We start from the raw sequence: 19,489 nt of genomic DNA on the forward strand, positions 1-19,489 counted from the left end.
ACGCTCGCAATCCAAGTAATCCAGACGATAACCGTGCAGAGTGGCCTCGACGTGAACATGATCGCGTTCTCCTCCAGACCTGCCTACCTGCCAGCGCATGTCCTTACCTTCTCCGATGCAGGTCCCACATCAAGCGTACCGTGTGAAGTTGCTTTTCTGCACCGTGAGATCGCAGCTGTGCAATAGGAACTTCTGGCGTCATTGGAACGCGCCCGCGCCGAGCATCGCGCAGGTTTTTCGCGGTGTCCTGGTGCTGCTGGAGCAGGTGAGCAAACTACGGCGTTATTGAGCAAGAAGTTGCGCAAACAGCGCAGCTTTTTCGCGGTATCATGAACGCGCTGAAATCAGCGGCAAACCGTTCGTATTGCCCTTCTCTCTGCGATCGAAGTTGGAAATACGAATACGTGTTCATGATGCGAGAGGCTAACGGCCGATCACGGTGCATCGCGCTGAAAGAGCCCCTTTTTCAGGCGCAAATCGCAAGAATTATGAATGACCTCCATGTGACGACCGCACGGAGTCCACGGATAATGAACTTGCGTAATTGAACGTAGGCCATTTCCCATAGGGGATTAGGCCATGATCCGCTCGAAAGACCTGGCACGGAATCGTCGGGCGCGCTTCCTGGACGGTTCGGCTTCGCACCTGGCGGGCGGCATCCAAGCGGCCGTTATCGAGGGGAAAATCCCGTTCGCGATATCTTACTTACTGGGCGGTGGCTCGATCAGCGCGCGCAGTGCGCGTTCGAGCACCCGCTCCAATGCCCCGGGTTTCGCGTCCGTGAGTGCTGGAAGGCCCATCGCCTGCCGCATCATTTGGAAGCCCGCGACGAGGGATAGAATGACGGCCGCTCGCTCCGAGCGATCTGGCCCATGCAACGCGCGCGCGAGCGTCGTTTGATAGTGGGCCTGAATCTGCTCGCGTCCGATTTCGGCGGCGCGTTCACTGGCCGCGGAACGCAACATGATGAGAAAGCCTTCGAGCGGTGTGGCGTCCGGTTGCGTGAGTCGAACGAGCGCGGCGGCCATGGTCTCACTCGGGCAGCCCGACTCGATGAAGTCCGACGTGAGAATGACGGGCTTGGTCATGGTCTCGATGGCGACTTCGGCAAATAGCCGCTCCTTCGAGCCGAAATAGCGGTTGATGAGCATGGCGGTCACACCCGCACCCGCGGCGATCTCGCGGACGCCGACTCCGTCATAGCCGGAACGCGCGAAGGCTCGCCGCGCCGAGTCGAGGATCGCCTTTCGCGTGGCCACGGCGTCGCGCGGACGCGGAGTGTCCGACGTCTTTTTCTTCGCCGAGCGGGATGGGGTCGTTTCAGCGGGCCGCTTCTTCATGGTCGAGTAGGTTGCGTGCGCAATCGACGACCGTGGCCGCCGCGGGGCGAGGAGAGAAGCCGAGGATACGCTGTGCCTTCGCAGAGTTGAAGAGCTGGCGGCGCCCGAGAAGGGGTGTGAGCGCGCGCAGCGATGGCGAAAACCACGCGAGCACTCGGAGGGCGACATCGGGAAGCTTGCGCGTGGGCACCTTGGTCCCCTGCGGACCGAGCTCGGCGCGCAGGGTCGCGCCAATGTCGTCCATCCACATGAAGTCGCCGACCGCGACGAAACGCTGACCAGCGGCCTCCGGTGCGAGCATGGCGCGAATGTGGAGATCGGCGAGGTCGCGCACATCGACGACGCAAAATCCGAGGTGCGGCACGCCGGGGAGCTTGCCTCCGAGGAGGCGGTCGATGAATTGAACCGACCCGAGGTTGGCCATCGACAGCACGGGGCCGAAAATGGCGCCGGGCAGGATCGTGGTGAGCGTCGTCGTGCCCGCCGGCTGCGCGGCCATGAAATCCCACGCGACGCGTTCCGCCGCAATTTTGGACCGCCGGTAGGCGTTCAACGTCGGGTGCGCATCGCCGGTCCACATCGCTTCGTCGCCCGCCGTCTCGAGATTCGGCGGGGTGCAGGCCGCCGTCGACGATGTCATGACCACCCGTGTCACGTTTGCCTTCACGGCGGCACGAAGCACGCGAAGCGTCCCCTCCCGCGCGGGCACCATGAGGGCGTCGGGATCTTTTGCCCCATCATTGCCCAACGGCGATGCGACGTGGAGCACGTAGGTGCATCCCGCCACCGCCTCGTCCCAACCTGCATTCGCGCCGAGATCGGCATGGACGAAATCGAGACGGTCGCCGGGATCGACGACCCGGACGATGGCGGAACGCACCGCCTGCTCTTTCGACGCGGAGCGCACCGTGGTGCGCACGCGGTAACCGCGCCGTAGGAGCTGGACGATGCAGTGTCCCGCCACGTATCCGCTGCCGCCCGTCACAAGCACCGTTTCGTTCATCATGCGGCCTTCCAATCGCGAATGTCGGAGTTGACCAGCAGGTGTCGCTCGGCCCCGTGCTTGGCCACGTCCAGCAAGCAAAACGCGAGTTTGTCGCAATCGACGCTGAGGTCTTTGCCAAACATGGACATGACGGTGCCAATGGGCGCGAACAATCGGGCCAAATCTCTCCGAGGGCCGCTTCGTTTGGTGGGCCGTATGTACGCCGGTCGGAAGACGAACACGTTGTCACCCCATGCTTCGAGCTGCCGTTCCGTGCGTCCTTTGATGCGGGCATAGAGAGCGCTCTTCTTTTCCTCGGGATCCGCATTGCGGCCGCTGACGAAGCAGAATCGAGCGCGCGGATTGGCCGCGAACAGCGCCCTGGCCGCGGCCATCGTAAAATCGAGCGTAATGCGAATGTATTGCTCTTCGGTGGTTTGAAGCTGCGAGACCCCGAGCGACCAGATGCACGCATCGCAATCGCGCAAGTCGAGTGTCGAGTAATCCAGGAAGTTCGTGACGAGCGCCTCGTGCAGCTTGGGGTGGGCGATACCGACGGGGCGCCGCGTGAGCGTGGTCACTTGGTGAATGCCATCATCGTCGAGGGCTTGCCGGAGGACTTCATGGCCGAGAAAGCCGGTGGCACCCGTGAGGAGTATCTTCATGTTTACGAGTGTAGACATCCGGCTGGCGAAAGTCTACGACCGTAGATATGATGGTGCTTCCCCATCGCAGGAGGCACACCGATGGCTCTCAAATACGCCGCAATTTTTGCTATTTCATTGTTGGGACCGGCACTGGCGAGCCCTGCGCGGGCCGAGCCGCCTGCGCAGCAGGTCGAGCTGCAATCGCTCTTTGGCGGGACCTTTCGCTACCGCAACAGCCCGGTCGAAAAAGAGAAGCGCCGCGAGGCCATCGAGAGATCCATCGGGGGGCTCTTCTTCGTCATTCGCCCGATGGCGCGCAGCCGTCTCGAGTCGGCGACGCAAGTGCCTGCGCAATACACGTTTTCGTTCGAATCGGGCAGCGTTCGCGTGAAGGTGCCGGGCCGTCCGGATGTCTTCTCCCGCGAGGATGGCACGCCGGCCGAGTACGTCTACAACGATACGCGCACGCCTTACACGCAGCGCTTCGTGAACGGCCGGCTCGTGCAAGTGTTCACCTTTGCCAAGAACGAGGGCAGCCGCATCAATGAGTTCAGCGTGTCGCCCGACGGCCAGACCTTGACCCTCAAGGTGACCCTTTCGAGCAGCAGCCTCACGGCGCCGTTGGTCTACCAACTGACGTACCAGCGCGCGGGCAAATAGATATGAGACGTCGATGGAGACGGCCTGTCTATTTCCTTGTCGCGCTGCTCGTGGCGTGCGCCGCATTGACCCATTGTGCGGCCTTCGGGGCGGCGCCCATGGGGGATCGGCTCGAGCGCGCCAGGCGCTCTCCGCAATGGCGCGACGGGCGATTCCAGAATCCGCAGGGATCATGGGCCGACGTTGCCGCCAGCTATTTGCGACTCTTTGCGCGCTCGGAACCGGACACGCGTCCGAGCGCTCCGATCGACACGGTTTCGCCGGTGTTTGCGATGCCGCCCGCATCGGGCCTCGCCGTGACCTGGTTCGGGCACTCATCGGCGTTCGTGGAGATCGACGGCGTGAACGTGCTCATCGATCCACTATGGAGTGCACGCGCATCGCCCATCGGATGGCTCGGTCCCTCGCGGTGGTTCCCACCGCCGGCCAAGCTGGACGCTCTTCCGGCGGACGCCGTGGTCATTTCGCACGACCACTACGATCACCTCGATTACGGCTCGATCGCGGTGCTGAAAGGCACGCGCGCCCGCTTCATCGTTCCTTTGGGCGTCGGCGCCCACCTCGAACATTGGGGGATCCCGCGCGAGCGCATCCTCGAGCTCGATTGGTGGGAATCGGCGCGCATCGGCACCATCGACGTCGTGGCGACGCCTGCCCGTCATGCCTCGGGCCGTGGGCCCTCCAAGAGCAATCGCACGCTCTGGGCCAGCTTTGCCTTCATCGGCTCGAAGCACCGGGTCTGGTATTCGGGCGATACCGGTTTTCACGACGACCTCGCGCGCATCGGTGAGCGCTTCGGGCCGTTCGATCTGACGCTCATCGAATCGGGACAATACGACGCCAATTGGCCCGACGCGCACCTCGGTCCCGAGCTGGCCGTGGAAGCCCACCGTCGGGTGCGCGGCGGGGCGCTTCTTCCCGTGCATTGGGGTGCGTTGCAACTCGCCCCGCACCCATGGACGGAGCCCATCGAACGCGTCCTCGTCGCCGCCGCGTGCCACGACATCGAGGTGCTGACCCCGCGCCCCGGCGAACGCCTCGAGCCCACGACCCATCCATCGATGAAGCGCTGGTGGCCCAACGCGGCATGGCGCCCCGCCAGCAAGGCCCCCGTGATCGGCACGAAGAACGGCAACGGCGACGAACGCATCGCTTTGCCGCCCTGCCGCGGGTAATGCCTATTCCTCGGTGGGGTTGCTCACCGTCCAGCACTCCCGGATCCGGCCGTTCTCGATGCGAAGTATGTCGATTCCGGCGATGCGGAAGGTCCGGCCTTCGACGTCCTCGGGGCGGCCGCTGCGGCCGGCGAAGATGCCGCGGGCGAACCATCGCGCGATGAGCGTGTCGCCGTCGACGAGGACGGCGAGGTTCGTCTCGTAGCGGATCTCCGCATATTGCGCGCGCACCGTCCGGACCAAACCGATCACCGCCTCCGGATCGCGGATGGTGGCGGGATCCGCGAGCTTCTTCTGGAGATGCACGTAGAACCCGTCGGCGATGATCGCGCGGGCGAGTTCGGTGTCACCGTTCCACATGGCCGTCCAACGTGCCCAGAGGTCTTCGGCCATCGTGCGTGAGAGCGTGTTCGTCGATTGTCGTTCCATGCCCGTGACGTTAGGTGCCTCCGCGAGCATAGAAGATCGACGTTTCGTATCCTAGGATACAACGTCCCATGCAACGCTCCACCTCGCGCAAGACCCTCGGCGAATTCCTCCGCAGCCGCCGCGAACGCCTCCGCCCCGAGGACTTCGGCATCGCCGTCGAAGGCCACCGCCGCACCCCCGGCCTGCGGCGCGAGGAGGTGGCAGGTCGCGCGGGGGTGAGCAGCGATTGGTACCTCCGACTCGAGCAAGGACGCGATGTAACGCCGTCGGTGAGCGTGCTCGAAGCCCTCTCGGGCGCCCTGCGCCTCACGGAGGTCGAACGGGCACATCTCTTCTTGCTCGCCCGCAAAGAAGAGCCGCCGCTGCGTCCCGCCCCCATCGAGGTCGTCCAGGCCGGCTTGGCCCGTGCGCTCGCCCGCATGGGTGGTACCCCGGTTTTCATCCTAGGACGAAGGCTGGACATCCTCGCCTGGAACCAGGAGGCTGCGCGCGTCATCGGAGACCCCGGGCGCATCCCCGCCGCGCGGCGCAACCTCGTTCGCATGTCCCTTCTCGTCCCCAAGGTGCGTGCCATCTACGCCGATTGGCGCGCCGTTGCGGCGGAGAACATCGCCGCCCTGCGCGCCGCCCATGCCCGCCACCCGCAGGACCGCAGCTTCACGGAGCTCATCGATCTCTTGCATCGCCGAAGCGCCACCTTCCGCGCCCAATGGCGGCGCCACGAGGTCGACGAGCGAAACCGCGGCCGCTGGTCCCTCCGCCGCGCCCATGGCACCGTCGTCCACATGGATTACGATTCGCTTCTAACCCCCGACGATCGCGATCAGCGCCTGGTGTTCTTCACCCGCCCTGCGTGAACGCCTCTACGCCTCCGCGGCAAAGGTGAGCTGGAACGACGCACCACCTGCGCCGTTCACCTCGAGCTCGGCGTCCAGTTGCTCCGACAGGGTGCAAATGAGTTGGAGGCCCAGAGAATCCGATTTTCGAATATCCAGATCGAGCGGTAGGCCGATGCCATTGTCCTTCACGGCCAGCCGGAGCCGCCCCATGTCGAGCTTGGCCAGTTCGACGCGGATTGTTCCCTGGCGCCCATCGCGGAAGCCGTGCTTTAGCGCATTGGTGATCAACTCGTTCAGCACCAGGCCGCAGGGAATGGCCCGATCCACGGCCAGCGCGAGGTCCTCGATGGCCAATTCGAGCGTCACACTCGCGAACGCCCCGCCCGTTGCGCGGAACACGTTGGTCGCCAAGCTTCGCGCATACTCCGAAAACGGAACGCGGGAATAGTCTTTGGATTGGTAGAGCTTCTCGTGAATGAGCGCGATCGCTTGCACGCGCGTCTGGCACTCTTCCAGCGCGTCGCGGTTGGCCCCTACATCGAGCTTGCGGACTTGCATATTAATGATGCTGGAGATGACCTGCAGATTGTTCTTCACCCGGTGGTGGATCTCTTGAATCAACACCTCGCGCTCGCGCAGCGCCTTGGACAAATCGGCGGTGCGTCCGCTGACCCGTTCTTCCAGCTCGGTATTCAGACTCTGGAGCTCGTTCAAGAGCCGGTCGCGTTCGTGCTCGGCGAGTTTGCGCTCGGTGATGTCGGTATTCATCCCGATCCACCCGCGCACCTGGCCTTCCACGTCCAGCAGTGGGACGGCCCTTGCGGCGGTCCAGCGCCATTCCCCGCTCACGTGCCGAATGCGGTATTCGGTGTCGATGGCCGACTTCGTCGCGATGGCCTTTCTCCATAGCGCGGCCACCGCGGCGCGGTCCTCGGGATGGAACGCGTCGGCCCGTTCTCGCCCGCGCCATTGTTGGTAGGTTTGGCCCGTAAAAGCCCGCCAAGAAGGGGAGTCTTCGATGAATTCCCCGTTGGCTGCGGCGGTCCACACGATTTGCGCAGACACCTCGACGAGCGCGCGAAAGCGCTCGGCGCTTTCGCGAAGCGTTGCCTCGGCCATCTTGCGTGCGGTGATGTCGACGATCGACCCGAGAACGAAGTCGCCATCCGCCGTGCGCATGGGGTTCAACCCGATCTCGACCGGCATTTCGGAACCATCCTTGCGTATGCCGTAGAGTTCGCGGCCCGCACCCATCGGCCGGGTTCGAGGCTCCTGAAAGAAGGTATCCCGGTAGCTGGGATGCCGCCCGCGCGATTTGGCCGGTACCAAGATCTCCACCGGTTGCCCGATCAGCTCTTCGCGCGTGTAGCCGAACAATCGCTCGACTTGCGCATTGACCAACACGATCGTTCCGTTGCGATCGGCCATGAGCATCCCGGTCGACGCGGCCTCGATCGTCGAGCGAAATTTTTCCTCCGCTTGGATCGCTCGGGCGGCTTCCGAGCTGCGCGCTTCGAGTGCACGCTGCACGTACGAAGCTTGGCCCGTGGCCATCAGCATCACCACGCCGAGAATTCCCACGAAGAGAAGTCCGGCGGCCAACACCGTCCACGCTTGCCAGCCTCGATGCGCCGTCATGTACGCGCTCGTCGCCGTGACCTCCAGCTTCCAGCGTCGCCCGCCGAAGGAGAATGTCTCGTTCCACGTACGCGGGCTCGAGTCCGAGTCCGTGTTCGCGTTCGTGTACACCAGGGCATTCTCTTTCGCGGCATCCTCGTCGAGGAGGCGATAGTCGAGCCCGTCGTGGTCGATGCTCCTCAGCGCCGTTTCGACGACGTCGCCCACGCGGAAAACGCCCGCGACGTACCCTCGCAGGGATTGTGAATGGAGCACCGGCGCAATCAAGAGAATCCCCTGCTGCCCCGCGGTCTCCTGGACCAGCGTGATCCGCGAGGTCACGCTCGGACGGCCGGAACGACGGGCCCTGCTCAGCGCCTCGAAGCGAATCGGATCCGAGGCGATGTCGAATCCCACCGCGTACCGATTCCTGTCTTCGGGCTCCATGTAATACACCGGCAGGTACTCCGGTCGCGTCGCCGCCCGCCTCAGTACGCCTTTCGAGGCTTGCTCGGTAATCTCGAAACCTGCGGCCGTCTCGAATTGCGTCCTTCGGTCGTCGTCGATGCGTGGATTCCAAGCCAGGCCCTGGATGCCCGGGTACGTGTTCAAGGCATGCCGACAGAATTCGTGAAACTGCGCCCGGCTGACGTCGGAAGATGCTTCGAAAAGACTCGCCAGAAAGCCCACGACCTCCTCGTACTCGGAAAGCCGCGCCTCGAGGGTATGGGCAAGCGGTGTCGCGCGCCGCTCGAATTCGGTGTGCAGGCGGGTTTCCTCCCATGCCCTGGCCTTCAAGAACAAGCCGCTCACCGCGGCAAAGCCGACGAGCAACGGAATGCCCACGATGGTACGGCGGCGCCGCCACACGGAATCGAGGCCCGGGACGAAGAGCAAGGAAAGCGGGGCGAAGATCAAAACGCCAATGGCGTCACCCACCCACCACGTCCACCAGCTGAATGCGAATTGGGGCCAGGGGATGACCCCCAATCCGCACAGGGTGCTCATGCCCACCGTGGCGCTCACCAGGCACGATACCGGCCCGCCGAGAAAGGTGAACTTCGTGATCTCGCGATCCACCTCCAGTGCCGTGGGAAATCCCACGAACCTGCGGATGAGCAGGGCGCCCAGTGCCGCCTGGCAGGCCGCGCCGCAACCGATGCCCGTGGCGATGGCCATCGAGCGGGCCAACGAGGCGCTGGTGCTCATATCGAAACTGGTCCCCGCATTGACCAGGAATGACCCCAGCGCGATACCCGGCACCACCCGCAGGCCCCAGCAGAGGACGCAGACGAGCGCGATGCCTGCCGCCGGCCACACCGCCGTCGCGTAGCCGGGAGGTATCGCCATGAACAGCGCGAACTTCCCCGCGACCCAGTAAATGGCCGCGACGAGCAGCGCCCGCGATGCCCAACGCATGCCCGTGCGCGCGCGCCCTTCGAGTGTGCCGCTGGTCATTCCTCTTGGCTCCCCTTCGTTAGATTAATCCATACGGACAGGGCGGGTGCTTTTCACGCATGGCGTCTCCGAGATGCCATGCCACGGATGTGGCGCACGTGGGCATACCAAAATTCGTTGGCTCCGTTTCTCTTCGCTGGAGGCAACATGGCACACTGAGAGATGCCCAAATACTCGGTGCTCATCGTCGAAGACGAGCGAATCGTTGCCATGGATCTTCAGCAAATTCTGAATTCGCTCGGATACGACGCTTATGCGGTGGCATCGTCGGCCAATGAGGCGTTCGCGCGCGCCAGTGAAAAATGCCCGGACGTCGTTCTGATGGACATTCGCATCAAGGGGCAACTCGACGGAATTCGCACCGCGGCCATTCTTCGCGAGAAGTTCGACGTTCCCATCGTCTACCTCACTGCGCACGCCGACGATTCCACCATTGCACGGGCCAAGAAGACGACGCCGCATGGGTATCTGCTCAAGCCGGTGAAGTCGACCGAGCTCAAAAGCGCCATCGAAGTGTCCATTTACCGGCATGAAATGGAGAAGGATCTGCGGGCCCGTGAAGCGTTGTTCCGGGACACGCTGGAGTCGCTCCAGGATGGAATCGTGACCGTGGATTCGCAATCTCGCATCGTGCAAATGAACACGGCCGCCGAAGGCTTGACGGGGTGGCGGCAAGCGGAGGCAAAAGGGAAATCCATCGAGCTCTTACTCTGCCCGAAAGCGGGCGTGGGACGCATCGCGGCGACCCTGGGAACCGAGCTGCCGGACCTCGTCGGAGCCGTTTTGGACGATGGGCTCACCCGCCATGGCGAGGGCACCGAAGGGCCGACGGGGCGAAGTTTCGGCTATTCGGTCACGGCCATCGTGGATCACGTCGGGCGCATCGTCGGCGCGGTGATCCATGTGCACGACATCACGGAGCAGCGCCGCTCGGACGTGGAAATTCGCGTGCTCCACGAGCACTTGACCGAGTTGGCGACGACGGACGAACTCACCGGCGTGGCCAATTATCGAGCCTTCAAAGAGCGTCTCAAGCAGATCGTGGCCGAGGGAGAGCGCGGTCGCGCCTTTGCCTTGGCCCTTTGCGACGTGGACGACTTCAAGCGAATCAACGATGGATTGGGGCACCAGGCGGGCGATCAGGCGCTGGTGAAAGTTGCCCGCGCCCTGAAGGACAACGTGCGTGAAACCGATTTCGTGGCCCGCTACGGTGGCGACGAATTCTGCGTCCTGTTCACGGACGTCGGTGAGGATGCGGCCGTCGCGCTGACGGAAAGGCTTCGCCAGTGCATTGCCGCCATTCGCGAGCCGTGTCTGGTGACCGCAAGCTTCGGCGTTTGCGGTTACTCGACATCGTTCCACGGTGACGCGGCGGCGTTCGTCGATGCCGTGGATGCCGCCCTGTATCGATCGAAGCACGAGGGGCGGAATCGGGTGGAGCTGAGCAGCAGCGTGCAGGCGGACACCCAGACGGCTTAGGTTGAACACCGAAAACGACGTTCGCCGCCGTACGCGATAGCCTAGTCGAGGGGATCGACCATGCTGGAATTCCTACGGCGCCTTTTCTCGTCCGACGGGTTCATGCCCCACGGCCATTGTTACCTGTGGAGCCCGGAGATCGTCTGGCTGCACGTCATCTCCGACGCGCTCGTGGCCCTGTCGTACACGACGATCCCGTTCACGTTGTATTACTTCGTTCGAAAACGCAGAGACCTGCCTTTCAACTGGATGTTCCTCTGCTTCGCCGTGTTCATCATCGCCTGCGGCGCGACGCACTACATGGAGATCTGGACGCTCTGGACTCCGGTGTACCGCCTGTCCGGTGTCGTCAAAGCCATTACCGCGGCCGCGTCGGTGCCAACGGCGATTCTTCTGGTGAGGCTCGTGCCCAAAGCCCTCACCATTCCGACCCCCGAACAGCTGTCGAAGGCCCACGAGGAGTTGAAGAAGGCCCACGAGGTGCTGGAGAGCCGCGTTCGGGAGCGAACCGCCGAGCTTTCGCGGACCAACGAGGACCTGGAGAAGCAAATCATCGAGAGACAGCGCATCGAAGAGGCGTTGCGTCGGAGCGAAGGCCGGTTTCGCAGGCTCGAGGAGGCGGGCATCATCGGGGTGATGACCGCCGACCTCCGAGGAGGCATCCTCGAGGCCAATAGCGCCTTGTTGAACATGATTGGGTATACGCGCGAAGAGGTTCTCGCGGGCACGGTCCGATGGTCGGACATGACCCCGCCGGAGTGGCGTCATCTCGACGAGCGGGCGATCGAGCAACTCCGGGCGACGGGCATTGCGAAGCCGTGGGAGAAAGAATACTTCCACAAAGATGGATCGCGGGTTCCGATCCTTCTCGGCGTGGCGATGCTCGAGGGAAGCCGCGATGAGTGCATCGTCTTCACGGTGGACCACACGGAATACAAGCGCTCCGAGCGAGAAAAGGTGGAGCTGCTCGAGCAGCTGCGGGTGCTCAACGGCCAACTCGAAGAGCGTGTGCGTGCCCGCACGGCCGAATTGTCGGCGATGCTCAAAGAGCGAGAGATCCTCCTGCAGGAGGTTCACCACCGGGTGAAGAACAATTTGCAGGTGATCTCGAGCCTCATCAACATTCAAATGAGAAAGCTCGACGAGTGCGGCAGCCGCATTGCCCTGGAAGAGTGCCAGACGCGCGTGCAGGCCATCGCGCTGATTCACGAAAAGCTCTATCAATTCCAAGATTACGCGCGCGTTCCCTTCTCCGAATATGCGAAGAGCCTCGCCGGCAACGTGCTGCACGCTACGGGCCTCTCACCGTCGAACATCGCGCTGCAGCTTGCCGTGGAGGACCTGACCATCGCCGTGGATAGGGCGATTCCGTGCGGGCTCGTGTTGAACGAGCTGATGACCAATGCCCTCAAGCATGCCTTTCCGGACGGACGGAGTGGGACGATTCGCGTGGGGCTGGCCCGCCTGGACGGCGGGCTGCTGCGGCTCTCGGTTCGGGACGACGGTGTCGGGCTGCCCGCCGGGGTCGACGTGCGGAGGGCCGGTTCGCTGGGGTTGCAGCTCGTCTCCACACTCGCCGAACAGCTCGAGGGAACGGTCACCGTCCACAACGATCTCGGGACGACGTTCGAGCTTACGTTTCCCTCGGACTAGCGCAAAAGTCGATTGCTTCTGGCGGACTCGCGGCTCGTTTGCAGGCGAACAGCGGCAGCGGGACAATCCCGGCGAGACCGGCGGCTTAGTCCGTTGCTCGCGCAAGGATCGGCAGGCGTTATGGCGATCGTCACTCCGCTGAACCACAACATCGCGCCAGTCCCGCCGGTTCGTTCGCGCTGCCGCGGTTCCAGTACGAGCGAATTTCAAGTTTGATACATTGCAATCGACTGTTGACTCGCCGCGGTGCCAAAACCGGTGGACACGAGGTAATCGCACCACCGGGTGACGCTCGTCAGGAGCGGCGGATGCTCGAGCCCGGTGGCGGTGGCGTGCGCCTCGGCGGCGGCCGTATCGTAGCGGTCCTCCGAGAGGAACGAGAGGGTCTCGGGCTCCACACCGGTGAGCGCCTTTGGGAGCGCCCGAACCAAGCCCGCGCACAAGAGCAGCCGCGGAGCGCTCACCCCGAGGTGGGTCGCCACGGCGCGGATCAAGTCCGGGAGCGGCGGGGTCGCCGTGTCGAGGACGCAGAGCTCCTGTCCGAGTGTCTCGGCGCGCTCCGGAACCGAGGCGAGAAAGCTGGCGAGGTAGTCGACGGTCACCAGCGGCACGAACGTCCGCGGGGTGCCGACCAGCGCCGGCAGCTTGCGCCGCCAGAGTCGCTCCACCATGTCGCCGAGGCCGAGCACCTGCGTGGTCTGGCCGGTGCGCGAGTCGCCGATGACGCTGCTCGGGTGGACGGAGGTCCACAGAAGGGCGCGCCCCTTGGCGAAGTGCTGCAATGCCAAATACGACTCGTGCTTCGAGGCCTCGTACGCACCGTGCCGGCGATAAAGCCGCGACTGCTCGGCCTCCCGCAACGGATACGCGTCGCGCGAAAGACCCGGCACGGGGCGCGTCATGCGGTAGCCGCCGACGAACACGAAGCGCCGAAGCGTGGGGCGGGCCAGCGCCCATTCGGCCGCGTGAAGCGAGCCCTCGACATTGGCGCGACGTGCCTCGCCGGCCTCCATGCCGAAGGCATAGCGCCCCGCCACGTGGAACACGTCCCGCACGCCCGCGAAGGCCCCTTCGAGCCCGAGCGACGGAGCCTGAACATCGCCTTCGACGAGCATCAGACGCTGCGGATCGCCGCCGATCGCGGCGACGAAATCCGCGAGCTCCTCGGACCGCGCGGCCGCACGGCGCACCACCGCCGCCACCCGCCGCCCGCGCGCGGTGAGCGCCGCCAGAAGCCAGCGCCCGACGAAGCCCGTGCCACCCGTGACCAACACCTCGATGTCGGCGTTTCTCATGCAACCAGCATGGGGTCACCCATGCATGAGCAAAAGAGAATATATCTCATGGTCAAGCATGAGCAATTTCGATATCCGGGCAATTAACCTGAACCTCCTGCCCGCGCTGGACGCGCTCTTGGTCGAAGGTAGCGTCGGCGCGGCTGCACGGCGCATGCACGTCAGCCAATCGGCGATGAGCCACTCGCTCGCGAAGCTCCGCGAGCTGTTCGACGATCCGCTCTTCGTGCCCTCGGGCCGCCGCCTCGTGCCGACGGAGCGGGCCATTGCCCTCTCGGGGACGTTGCCGGCGGCGTTGGAGCACCTTCGCGATGCGATGAACCCTCCCCAGCCCTTCGAGCCACGCACATCGCTCCGCACCTTTCGCCTCGCGACCGTCGACTATTTCGAACTTACCGCGCTGCCGGATGCGCTCGAGCACCTGCGGCGGCACGCGCCCGGGGTCGGCCTGGAGATCGAGCGCTTCTCGCCCGCGAGCCTGGCGCACCTCGTGGCCGGCGAGCTGGACCTCGCACTCATCGGCGGTTCGGTGCCGACGCCGTCCACGGGCCTGCGCCGCGTGTCCCTCTATCGCGAGCCGTTCGCAGTCATCGCGCGCCCGGGGCACCCGCGTGTGGGCCGCAGGCTCGACCTCTCCCGCTATCTGGAACTCGGGCACGTGCTGGTCAGCGTGGAAGGGCGGCGCGACGGGGTCGTCGACCGCGCCCTCGCGAAGCTGGGGAAAACGCGGCGCGTGGCCTTGCGCGTCCCCCATTTCATCTCGGCGCCCATGGCGGTGCTCCATTCCGATCACGTTTGCACGCTCCCGAGCAGCGTCGCCCGCCGGGCGCGCGAGCTCCTCGGGCTTCGTGTCTTCTCGCCCCCGCTTGCCGTGCCCGCGTCGGACGTGGTGGCACTCTGGCCCGCGCGCCACGACCACGATCCCGCGCGCCGCTGGTTTCGCGAACTGTTCCTCTCGGGGCGCGCGCTTTCTCCCCATGCGCGCACGCTCATGCGGCAGCCGCGCGAATGATGGCAGGGGTGGTATCCTTCCGCACGTGGCGCAGCCCGCTCCGTACCCGCCGAAATCGAAAACGCACCTCGCCGCCTCGAAGGAGGCGTGGCTCGCGGCCGAGCTTCGCGAGCTCGTGGCACGCGCGGCGATCAAGGAGGGCGACACGGAGCATGCCTTTCCCGGTTTGCGCTTCCTGCGCGTCTCGAAGCCATTGCCCTATCGCAAATGGCACGCCTTCGGGCCGATGCTCGTCATGGTGGCGCAGGGGCGAAAAGTCGCATCGTTTCGTGGGGTGAACCTTTCTTACGATCCATCGCGCTTCTTCGTGGTCACGGGGGCGGCGGAGTTCGAAGGAAAGATCATCGAGGCCACGCGCGAAAAGCCTTTTTTCGCGTTTTGCTACGCGATCTCGCCGGACATCGTCGCCAAGACGCTGCTGGCCCTCGCCGACCAAACGCTCGCGCCCATGGCGGAACCCGTCCCTGCGTTCGTCGGTGCGATGGAAATACCGATGCTCGATTGCGCCGTCCGATGGCTGCGCGCCCTGGAGGATCCGGTCGAGCGCCGCGTGGTCGCCCCGCTCGTCGTCGAGGAGCTCGTTTTCCGTTTGCTTCGCTCGGATGCCGCGGCCGCCATTCGGAGCGCGGTCGGTCAGGAGCGCGACACCGACAAGGTGCAATCGGCGATGCAGTTTCTCCGCGCCCACGTGGAGCGCTCGCTCTCCGTCGAAGACGTGGCCCGCCACGTTGCCATGAGCCCGTCGCACTTCGCGCACCGCTTCCGCGCCATCGCGCGCGTGAGCCCCATGCGGTACCTGAAGGAGCTGCGCTTGCAACATGCACGCACCTTGATGCTCGCCGAGGGCCTTCGCGTCGGCGAAGCGGCCGCGCGGGCAGGTTACGAGAGCACATCGCATTTCACCCGCGACTTCCGCACGCTCTTCGGTGCCTCCCCGGGAGAATACGCCCGCCGCTTTCGCGATCCCTGAGCCGAAGCAGGCAAAGCAGGCCAAAGCAGGCCAAAGCAGAAAAGAGCAGGAACTTCGCAGAAGCTGTCGTCGCCGGCGTCCTGCCCAGGCCCAAACATCTTCTTCGAAAAGGAGAATGACGCATGCGCGCCATCGTTGTTTCGGAGATTCATCGAGAATGGTCGCTGGCCGAGCTTGCCGATCCGCGGCCTGGCCCCGGGCAAGTTCTCATTCGTGTTCGCTATTCGGGAATGTGCGGTACGGACGTCCACCTTCATCGGGGCCAATTCCCAACGAAGCTTCCCATCGTGGCGGGGCACGAACCCACCGGCGAAATCGTCGAACTCGGCCCGGGGGTCACCGATTTGAAGGTGGGAGATCGCGTCGGCGTCGTCTGGGATCAAAAGGGCTGCGGGCGTTGCCCCTCGTGCCAATCCGGCATCGCCTGCCCGAGCGCGCAAACCTGGATGGACCTCGGCGGCGGCAATTCCGAGCTGATGCTCGCATGGGCCTCCGGGTGCGCCTTGATTCCCGATGACCTCGCGCTCGAAGCCGCCGCGCCCATCTTCTGCGCCGGATACACGGTCATGAGCGCCCTGCGCAACGCCAGCCCCAAGCCCGGAGAGCGGGTCGCCGTGCTCGGCGTCGGAGGCCTCGGCCATCTCGCCGTTCAAGTGTCACACGCCCTGGGCCTCGAGACCCTCGCGATCACGGGCCAAGCGAACAAGCGCGCGGAGCTCCTCGCCCTCGGCGCCGACGATGTCGTCGTGGCGAATGGCGATCCCGGCAAAGCGCTCCTCGATGCGGGAGGCGCGGATATCGTCCTTTCCACCACGAGCTCGGCAAAGCAAATCGGCTCCATCTTCCACGGGCTCCGTCGCCGTGGTCGCCTGGTCAACACCGGTATCGCCGACGGTCCCGTGAGCATCGATTCCTTCGCCGCGACGCTCGCCTTCCACGAGTTCCGCGGCGCCGTGCCCGATCATCGGAGCCACCTCGCCGAGATCCTGGAGCTCGCCGCCAAGGGCAAGGTGACGCCGAAACTCGAAATCTACCCACTGGAGCGCGCCAATGATGCGCGCGATCGTCTCGAGTCGGGCAAGGTCCGCTACCGCGCGGTGCTCGCCCACGCGTGAAGCATATTCCGTCAACGGATTGTCGTGGTCACCGGACTTGTCAGACACCTGCGTGAACATTCGTTTCACAGTGAAATCGACGTTCGATATTGCGATTATTAACAATTTCGTAAGATCTGCCGAGTAGACTCCAACGTGAATCGCCATCAAGGGGTATTCATTTGGAGTTCGACGACTCGACGGTATACGAGGAGCTCCGTGCGTACATCGCGCGGGAATTGCTCGAGGGACAGGACGACGGCCTGGATCGAAGCACCCGCTTGCTCGAGTGGGGAATCCTCGACTCGGTGTCCATGGTCGCCCTATTGGACTTCACGCGTGAGCGCTTCGGCGTCGTCATTCCGGACGACGACGTCGTACCAGCTCATTTTTCCAATCTGGATGCGCTCACACGATGCATCCTGCGGCTCCAGTCCATCCAAGCATCGGGCCAGGTTTCCGCACGAGCAACTGGTACATTGAATTACCATTATGCCCTAATCCGCGCGCTCGAACCGTATGGAGTCATGTCCGCGCGGTTCGAGGGGGAGGGGACGTCGGTGCATCATCTGCGCACGGTGGGCCGAAAGCCGGCGTGGGTGCTCCTTCCCGCGCTGGGCAATCCGGCCAGCTCGTGGGGAATCGTGTTGCGCGGCCTCGCGGACGAACACGAGGCCTTTGCGCTGGATTTTGCGGGCTTTGGGCTTACCACGTGCCCCGTGGCGGCCCCCACATTTGCCGATCAACTCGCGCTCACCTTGGACGCGATGGAGCGACTGACCCGCGGTCCGGTGGTTCTCGTGGGTCATTCGGCCGGCGCCATGGTGGCTATCGACATTGCGCGAAAATTCCCTCATAAAGTCGCGGCCTTGGTAGTGACGAGCTTTGGCGCCATCGCCGATGCCCGCGGGTGGTGGTCGTCGCTTCGGGAGCTGTCGCGCGATCCCGACGCCTTTCTCCAGCGTGCCTATTACGAACCGCCGACCCTGGGCCGGGCGCTTCGAGGCCTGCTCACGGGCGCCCTGGAGAGCGAGGCCTACCACGGCTTCCTCGACGATCGCGCACTGGATGCGATGCCGTCCATCTTCGAGGGCCTCACCGTTCCCACCTTGTTCGTGGCCGGGGAGCAGGACCGAATCATCCCCGCCTCCGCCGTGAACGCGGCCGTCGCCGCCGTTCCGCACGCGCGCATCGAGTGGCTCGCGCGCTGCGGGCACTTCCCGCAGGCGGAGCGCCCTCAAGAGCTCTTCACCTTGATGCAACTGTTTCTCGCGTCCCTGTCGGAGAACACCTCGTCATGAATCGACGTTACGATGCCGTCGTCATCGGCGGCGGCCCCGGTGGCGCCGTGGCCTCGTATTTCCTGCGCCAGCATGGATTGTCCGTGCTCATCCTGGAGCGCACTCCCTTTCCACGTTACCGCATCGGCGAATCGCTCACTGGCGTGACGGGCGATTTCGTTCGCGAGTTGGGGCTCGTCGAGAAAATGGGCGAGCATCGATTTCCGCCCAAATCGGGGGTCAAAGTCCTCGGGCGCGAGGCCAAAAACGAGTTCTTCATCCCCGTGCCACGCCCCACATGGCAAGTCCTCCGCTCGGCGTTCGACGCCATCGTTTTGGAGCGCGCCCAGGAAACGGGCGCCGAGCTTCGCTATGGCACGGTGACCGCGGTGCTCCGCGACGGGGAGCGCGTCACTGGGGTTCGCTACCGGCCCTCTGGTGGGGAAGGCGGGGGCGAAGGGGAAGTCGACATCGAATGCCGCGCGGTCATCGATGCCAGCGGACACAGCGCGGTGCTGTCGAAACTTGGCCTTGCCGGCCGCCGGCGCGTCGATGCCTTTGGGCGCCAGATCGCCGTCTTCTCGCAGTACCACCGCCCCATCCGCGATCCGGGGGCGATGGGCGACAATACGTTCATCTTCTATTCGAGACAGTACCACTGGGCCTGGTTCATCCCGCTGTCGCCCGACGTCGTATCGGTCGGGGTCGTCATGCCGGTGACCACGTACAAGGAACGCGGAGACAGCCCCGAGGCGGTGCTCCGATGGGGAGTCGAGAACGTCAATCCCGATCTCGCCAGGCGCGTTCGCGGCGCGCGCCAGGTAGAGGATGTGCGCTTCATCCGCAATTACTCGTACCGCGTCGAGCCTTTTGCAGGAAACGGCTGGTTTTGCGTGGGCGATGCCCACCGTTTCACCGATCCGATCTTCTCCTTCGGCGTCTCCCTAACGATGCTCGAGGCCAAGGCGGCCGCCGCCGCCATCGCCGAGGGCCTGCGAACGGGCGACTTCCGCGAGCCCGTGGCCAACTACGTGTCCTACAGCGATGTCGGGCAGAATGCCATTTACGACTTCATCCGCTATTTCTGGAAGTATCCAGCGTTCTTCGGCATTCAGAGCCAGGGCCGCATGCGAAAGAGCATCATCAGCCTTTTCGCCGTGGAGTGCCACAGCGAGGAAGTGCAAAGCATGCTGAAGGAGATGCGCCGCAGCTTGTACACCATGCAGGCGGAGCAGCTCCCGGGCGAAAGGCTTCGCGCCGTCGGAGAGCGGGCCTTGGCGCGCTTCACCGACTTTCAAGGAATCGACGCCATTTACGTCGCCGAACGCGACACGGGCATCCATCTTTCGTTTTACTTGGACGAGAGTACCGACGACATCCGGGAGTCGCTGACGGACTTCGAGCGCGAACTGGATGCGGATTTCGGCAAAGACCGTGTCGCCACGTCGACGTGGCCGGCTTCCCACGCGCGGGATGCCCAGGCCTCCGCCATCTTCGACCGGCGCACGCTTCGCGTCTCCTAGATAGAGGCCCCGTGAACGTGCTTTCATGTACGC

At 64.4% G+C, this 19,489-nt stretch carries 16 protein-coding genes; 10 read left to right on the top strand and 6 right to left on the bottom strand.

Features of this window, described 5'->3' with window-relative positions:
• Window positions 1–701: 701 nt before the first annotated feature.
• The 3 genes from LVJ94_03770 to LVJ94_03780 are packed head-to-tail and all read right to left on the bottom strand — an operon-like array spanning window position 702 to window position 2,990.
• Window positions 702–1,340, bottom strand: a complete 639-nt coding sequence (locus LVJ94_03770) for a TetR/AcrR family transcriptional regulator (protein ID WXB06363.1) — start codon at window positions 1,338–1,340, stop codon at window positions 702–704.
• Window positions 1,321–2,346, bottom strand: coding sequence for an aldehyde reductase (locus LVJ94_03775; GenBank protein WXB06364.1), 1,026 nt, complete (start codon window positions 2,344–2,346; stop codon window positions 1,321–1,323). Before LVJ94_03775 ends, LVJ94_03770 begins: the two co-directional genes overlap by 20 nt.
• Entirely contained in the window at window positions 2,343–2,990 is a 648-nt protein-coding gene (locus LVJ94_03780; protein WXB06365.1) for an NAD-dependent epimerase/dehydratase family protein, read from the bottom strand. Before LVJ94_03780 ends, LVJ94_03775 begins: the two co-directional genes overlap by 4 nt.
• 81 nt (window positions 2,991–3,071) lie before the next feature.
• On the opposite strand from LVJ94_03780, the gene LVJ94_03785 reads away from it, so the two are divergent.
• Entirely contained in the window at window positions 3,072–3,632 is a 561-nt protein-coding gene (locus LVJ94_03785) for a hypothetical protein (protein ID WXB06366.1), read from the top strand.
• A gap of 2 nt (window positions 3,633–3,634) precedes the next feature.
• Window positions 3,635–4,807, top strand: a complete 1,173-nt coding sequence (locus LVJ94_03790) for an MBL fold metallo-hydrolase (GenBank protein ID WXB06367.1) — start codon at window positions 3,635–3,637, stop codon at window positions 4,805–4,807.
• Between the two features lie 3 nt (window positions 4,808–4,810).
• Here the strand turns inward: LVJ94_03790 and LVJ94_03795 are convergent, their stop codons facing one another.
• Window positions 4,811–5,236, bottom strand: a complete 426-nt coding sequence (locus LVJ94_03795; GenBank protein WXB06368.1) for an ester cyclase — start codon at window positions 5,234–5,236, stop codon at window positions 4,811–4,813.
• Window positions 5,237–5,304: 68 nt separating this feature from the next.
• Between LVJ94_03795 and LVJ94_03800 the strand changes: the two genes are divergently transcribed.
• Complete coding sequence (locus LVJ94_03800) at window positions 5,305–6,093, top strand: helix-turn-helix transcriptional regulator (GenBank protein WXB06369.1); 789 nt, start codon at window positions 5,305–5,307, stop codon at window positions 6,091–6,093.
• Window positions 6,094–6,099: 6 nt separating this feature from the next.
• Here LVJ94_03800 and LVJ94_03805 read toward each other — a convergent pair whose 3' ends face one another.
• A complete protein-coding gene (locus LVJ94_03805) occupies window positions 6,100–9,150 on the bottom strand; it encodes a PAS domain S-box protein (protein ID WXB06370.1) in 3,051 nt (1,016 codons plus the stop codon).
• A gap of 162 nt (window positions 9,151–9,312) precedes the next feature.
• Between LVJ94_03805 and LVJ94_03810 the strand changes: the two genes are divergently transcribed.
• A complete protein-coding gene (locus LVJ94_03810; GenBank protein WXB06371.1) occupies window positions 9,313–10,629 on the top strand; it encodes a diguanylate cyclase in 1,317 nt (438 codons plus the stop codon).
• Between the two features lie 60 nt (window positions 10,630–10,689).
• Window positions 10,690–12,282, top strand: a complete 1,593-nt coding sequence (locus tag LVJ94_03815) for a PAS domain S-box protein (GenBank protein WXB06372.1) — start codon at window positions 10,690–10,692, stop codon at window positions 12,280–12,282.
• 206 nt (window positions 12,283–12,488) lie between these two features.
• Here LVJ94_03815 and LVJ94_03820 read toward each other — a convergent pair whose 3' ends face one another.
• Entirely contained in the window at window positions 12,489–13,577 is a 1,089-nt protein-coding gene (locus LVJ94_03820; protein WXB06373.1) for an SDR family oxidoreductase, read from the bottom strand.
• Between the two features lie 58 nt (window positions 13,578–13,635).
• Between LVJ94_03820 and LVJ94_03825 the strand changes: the two genes are divergently transcribed.
• The 5 genes from LVJ94_03825 (at window position 13,636) to LVJ94_03845 (ending at window position 19,456) form a co-directional block, all read left to right on the top strand.
• Entirely contained in the window at window positions 13,636–14,589 is a 954-nt protein-coding gene (locus LVJ94_03825) for a LysR family transcriptional regulator (GenBank protein ID WXB06374.1), read from the top strand.
• Between the two features lie 25 nt (window positions 14,590–14,614).
• Window positions 14,615–15,559, top strand: coding sequence for an AraC family transcriptional regulator (locus LVJ94_03830; protein ID WXB06375.1), 945 nt, complete (start codon window positions 14,615–14,617; stop codon window positions 15,557–15,559).
• Between the two features lie 122 nt (window positions 15,560–15,681).
• A complete protein-coding gene (locus LVJ94_03835) occupies window positions 15,682–16,674 on the top strand; it encodes an alcohol dehydrogenase catalytic domain-containing protein (GenBank protein WXB06376.1) in 993 nt (330 codons plus the stop codon).
• Window positions 16,675–16,835: 161 nt separating this feature from the next.
• Complete coding sequence (locus tag LVJ94_03840) at window positions 16,836–17,954, top strand: alpha/beta fold hydrolase (GenBank protein WXB06377.1); 1,119 nt, start codon at window positions 16,836–16,838, stop codon at window positions 17,952–17,954.
• The gene (locus tag LVJ94_03845; GenBank protein ID WXB06378.1) at window positions 17,951–19,456 is read left to right on the top strand and encodes a tryptophan 7-halogenase; all 1,506 of its coding nucleotides are present in this window, start codon (window positions 17,951–17,953) and stop codon (window positions 19,454–19,456) included. Before LVJ94_03840 ends, LVJ94_03845 begins: the two co-directional genes overlap by 4 nt.
• Window positions 19,457–19,489: the final 33 nt, after the last annotated feature.

It is taken from the genome of Sorangiineae bacterium MSr11367 (assembly GCA_037157805.1).
GTDB classification, from domain to species: Bacteria; Myxococcota_A; Polyangia; order Polyangiales; family Polyangiaceae; genus Pendulispora; species Pendulispora rubella.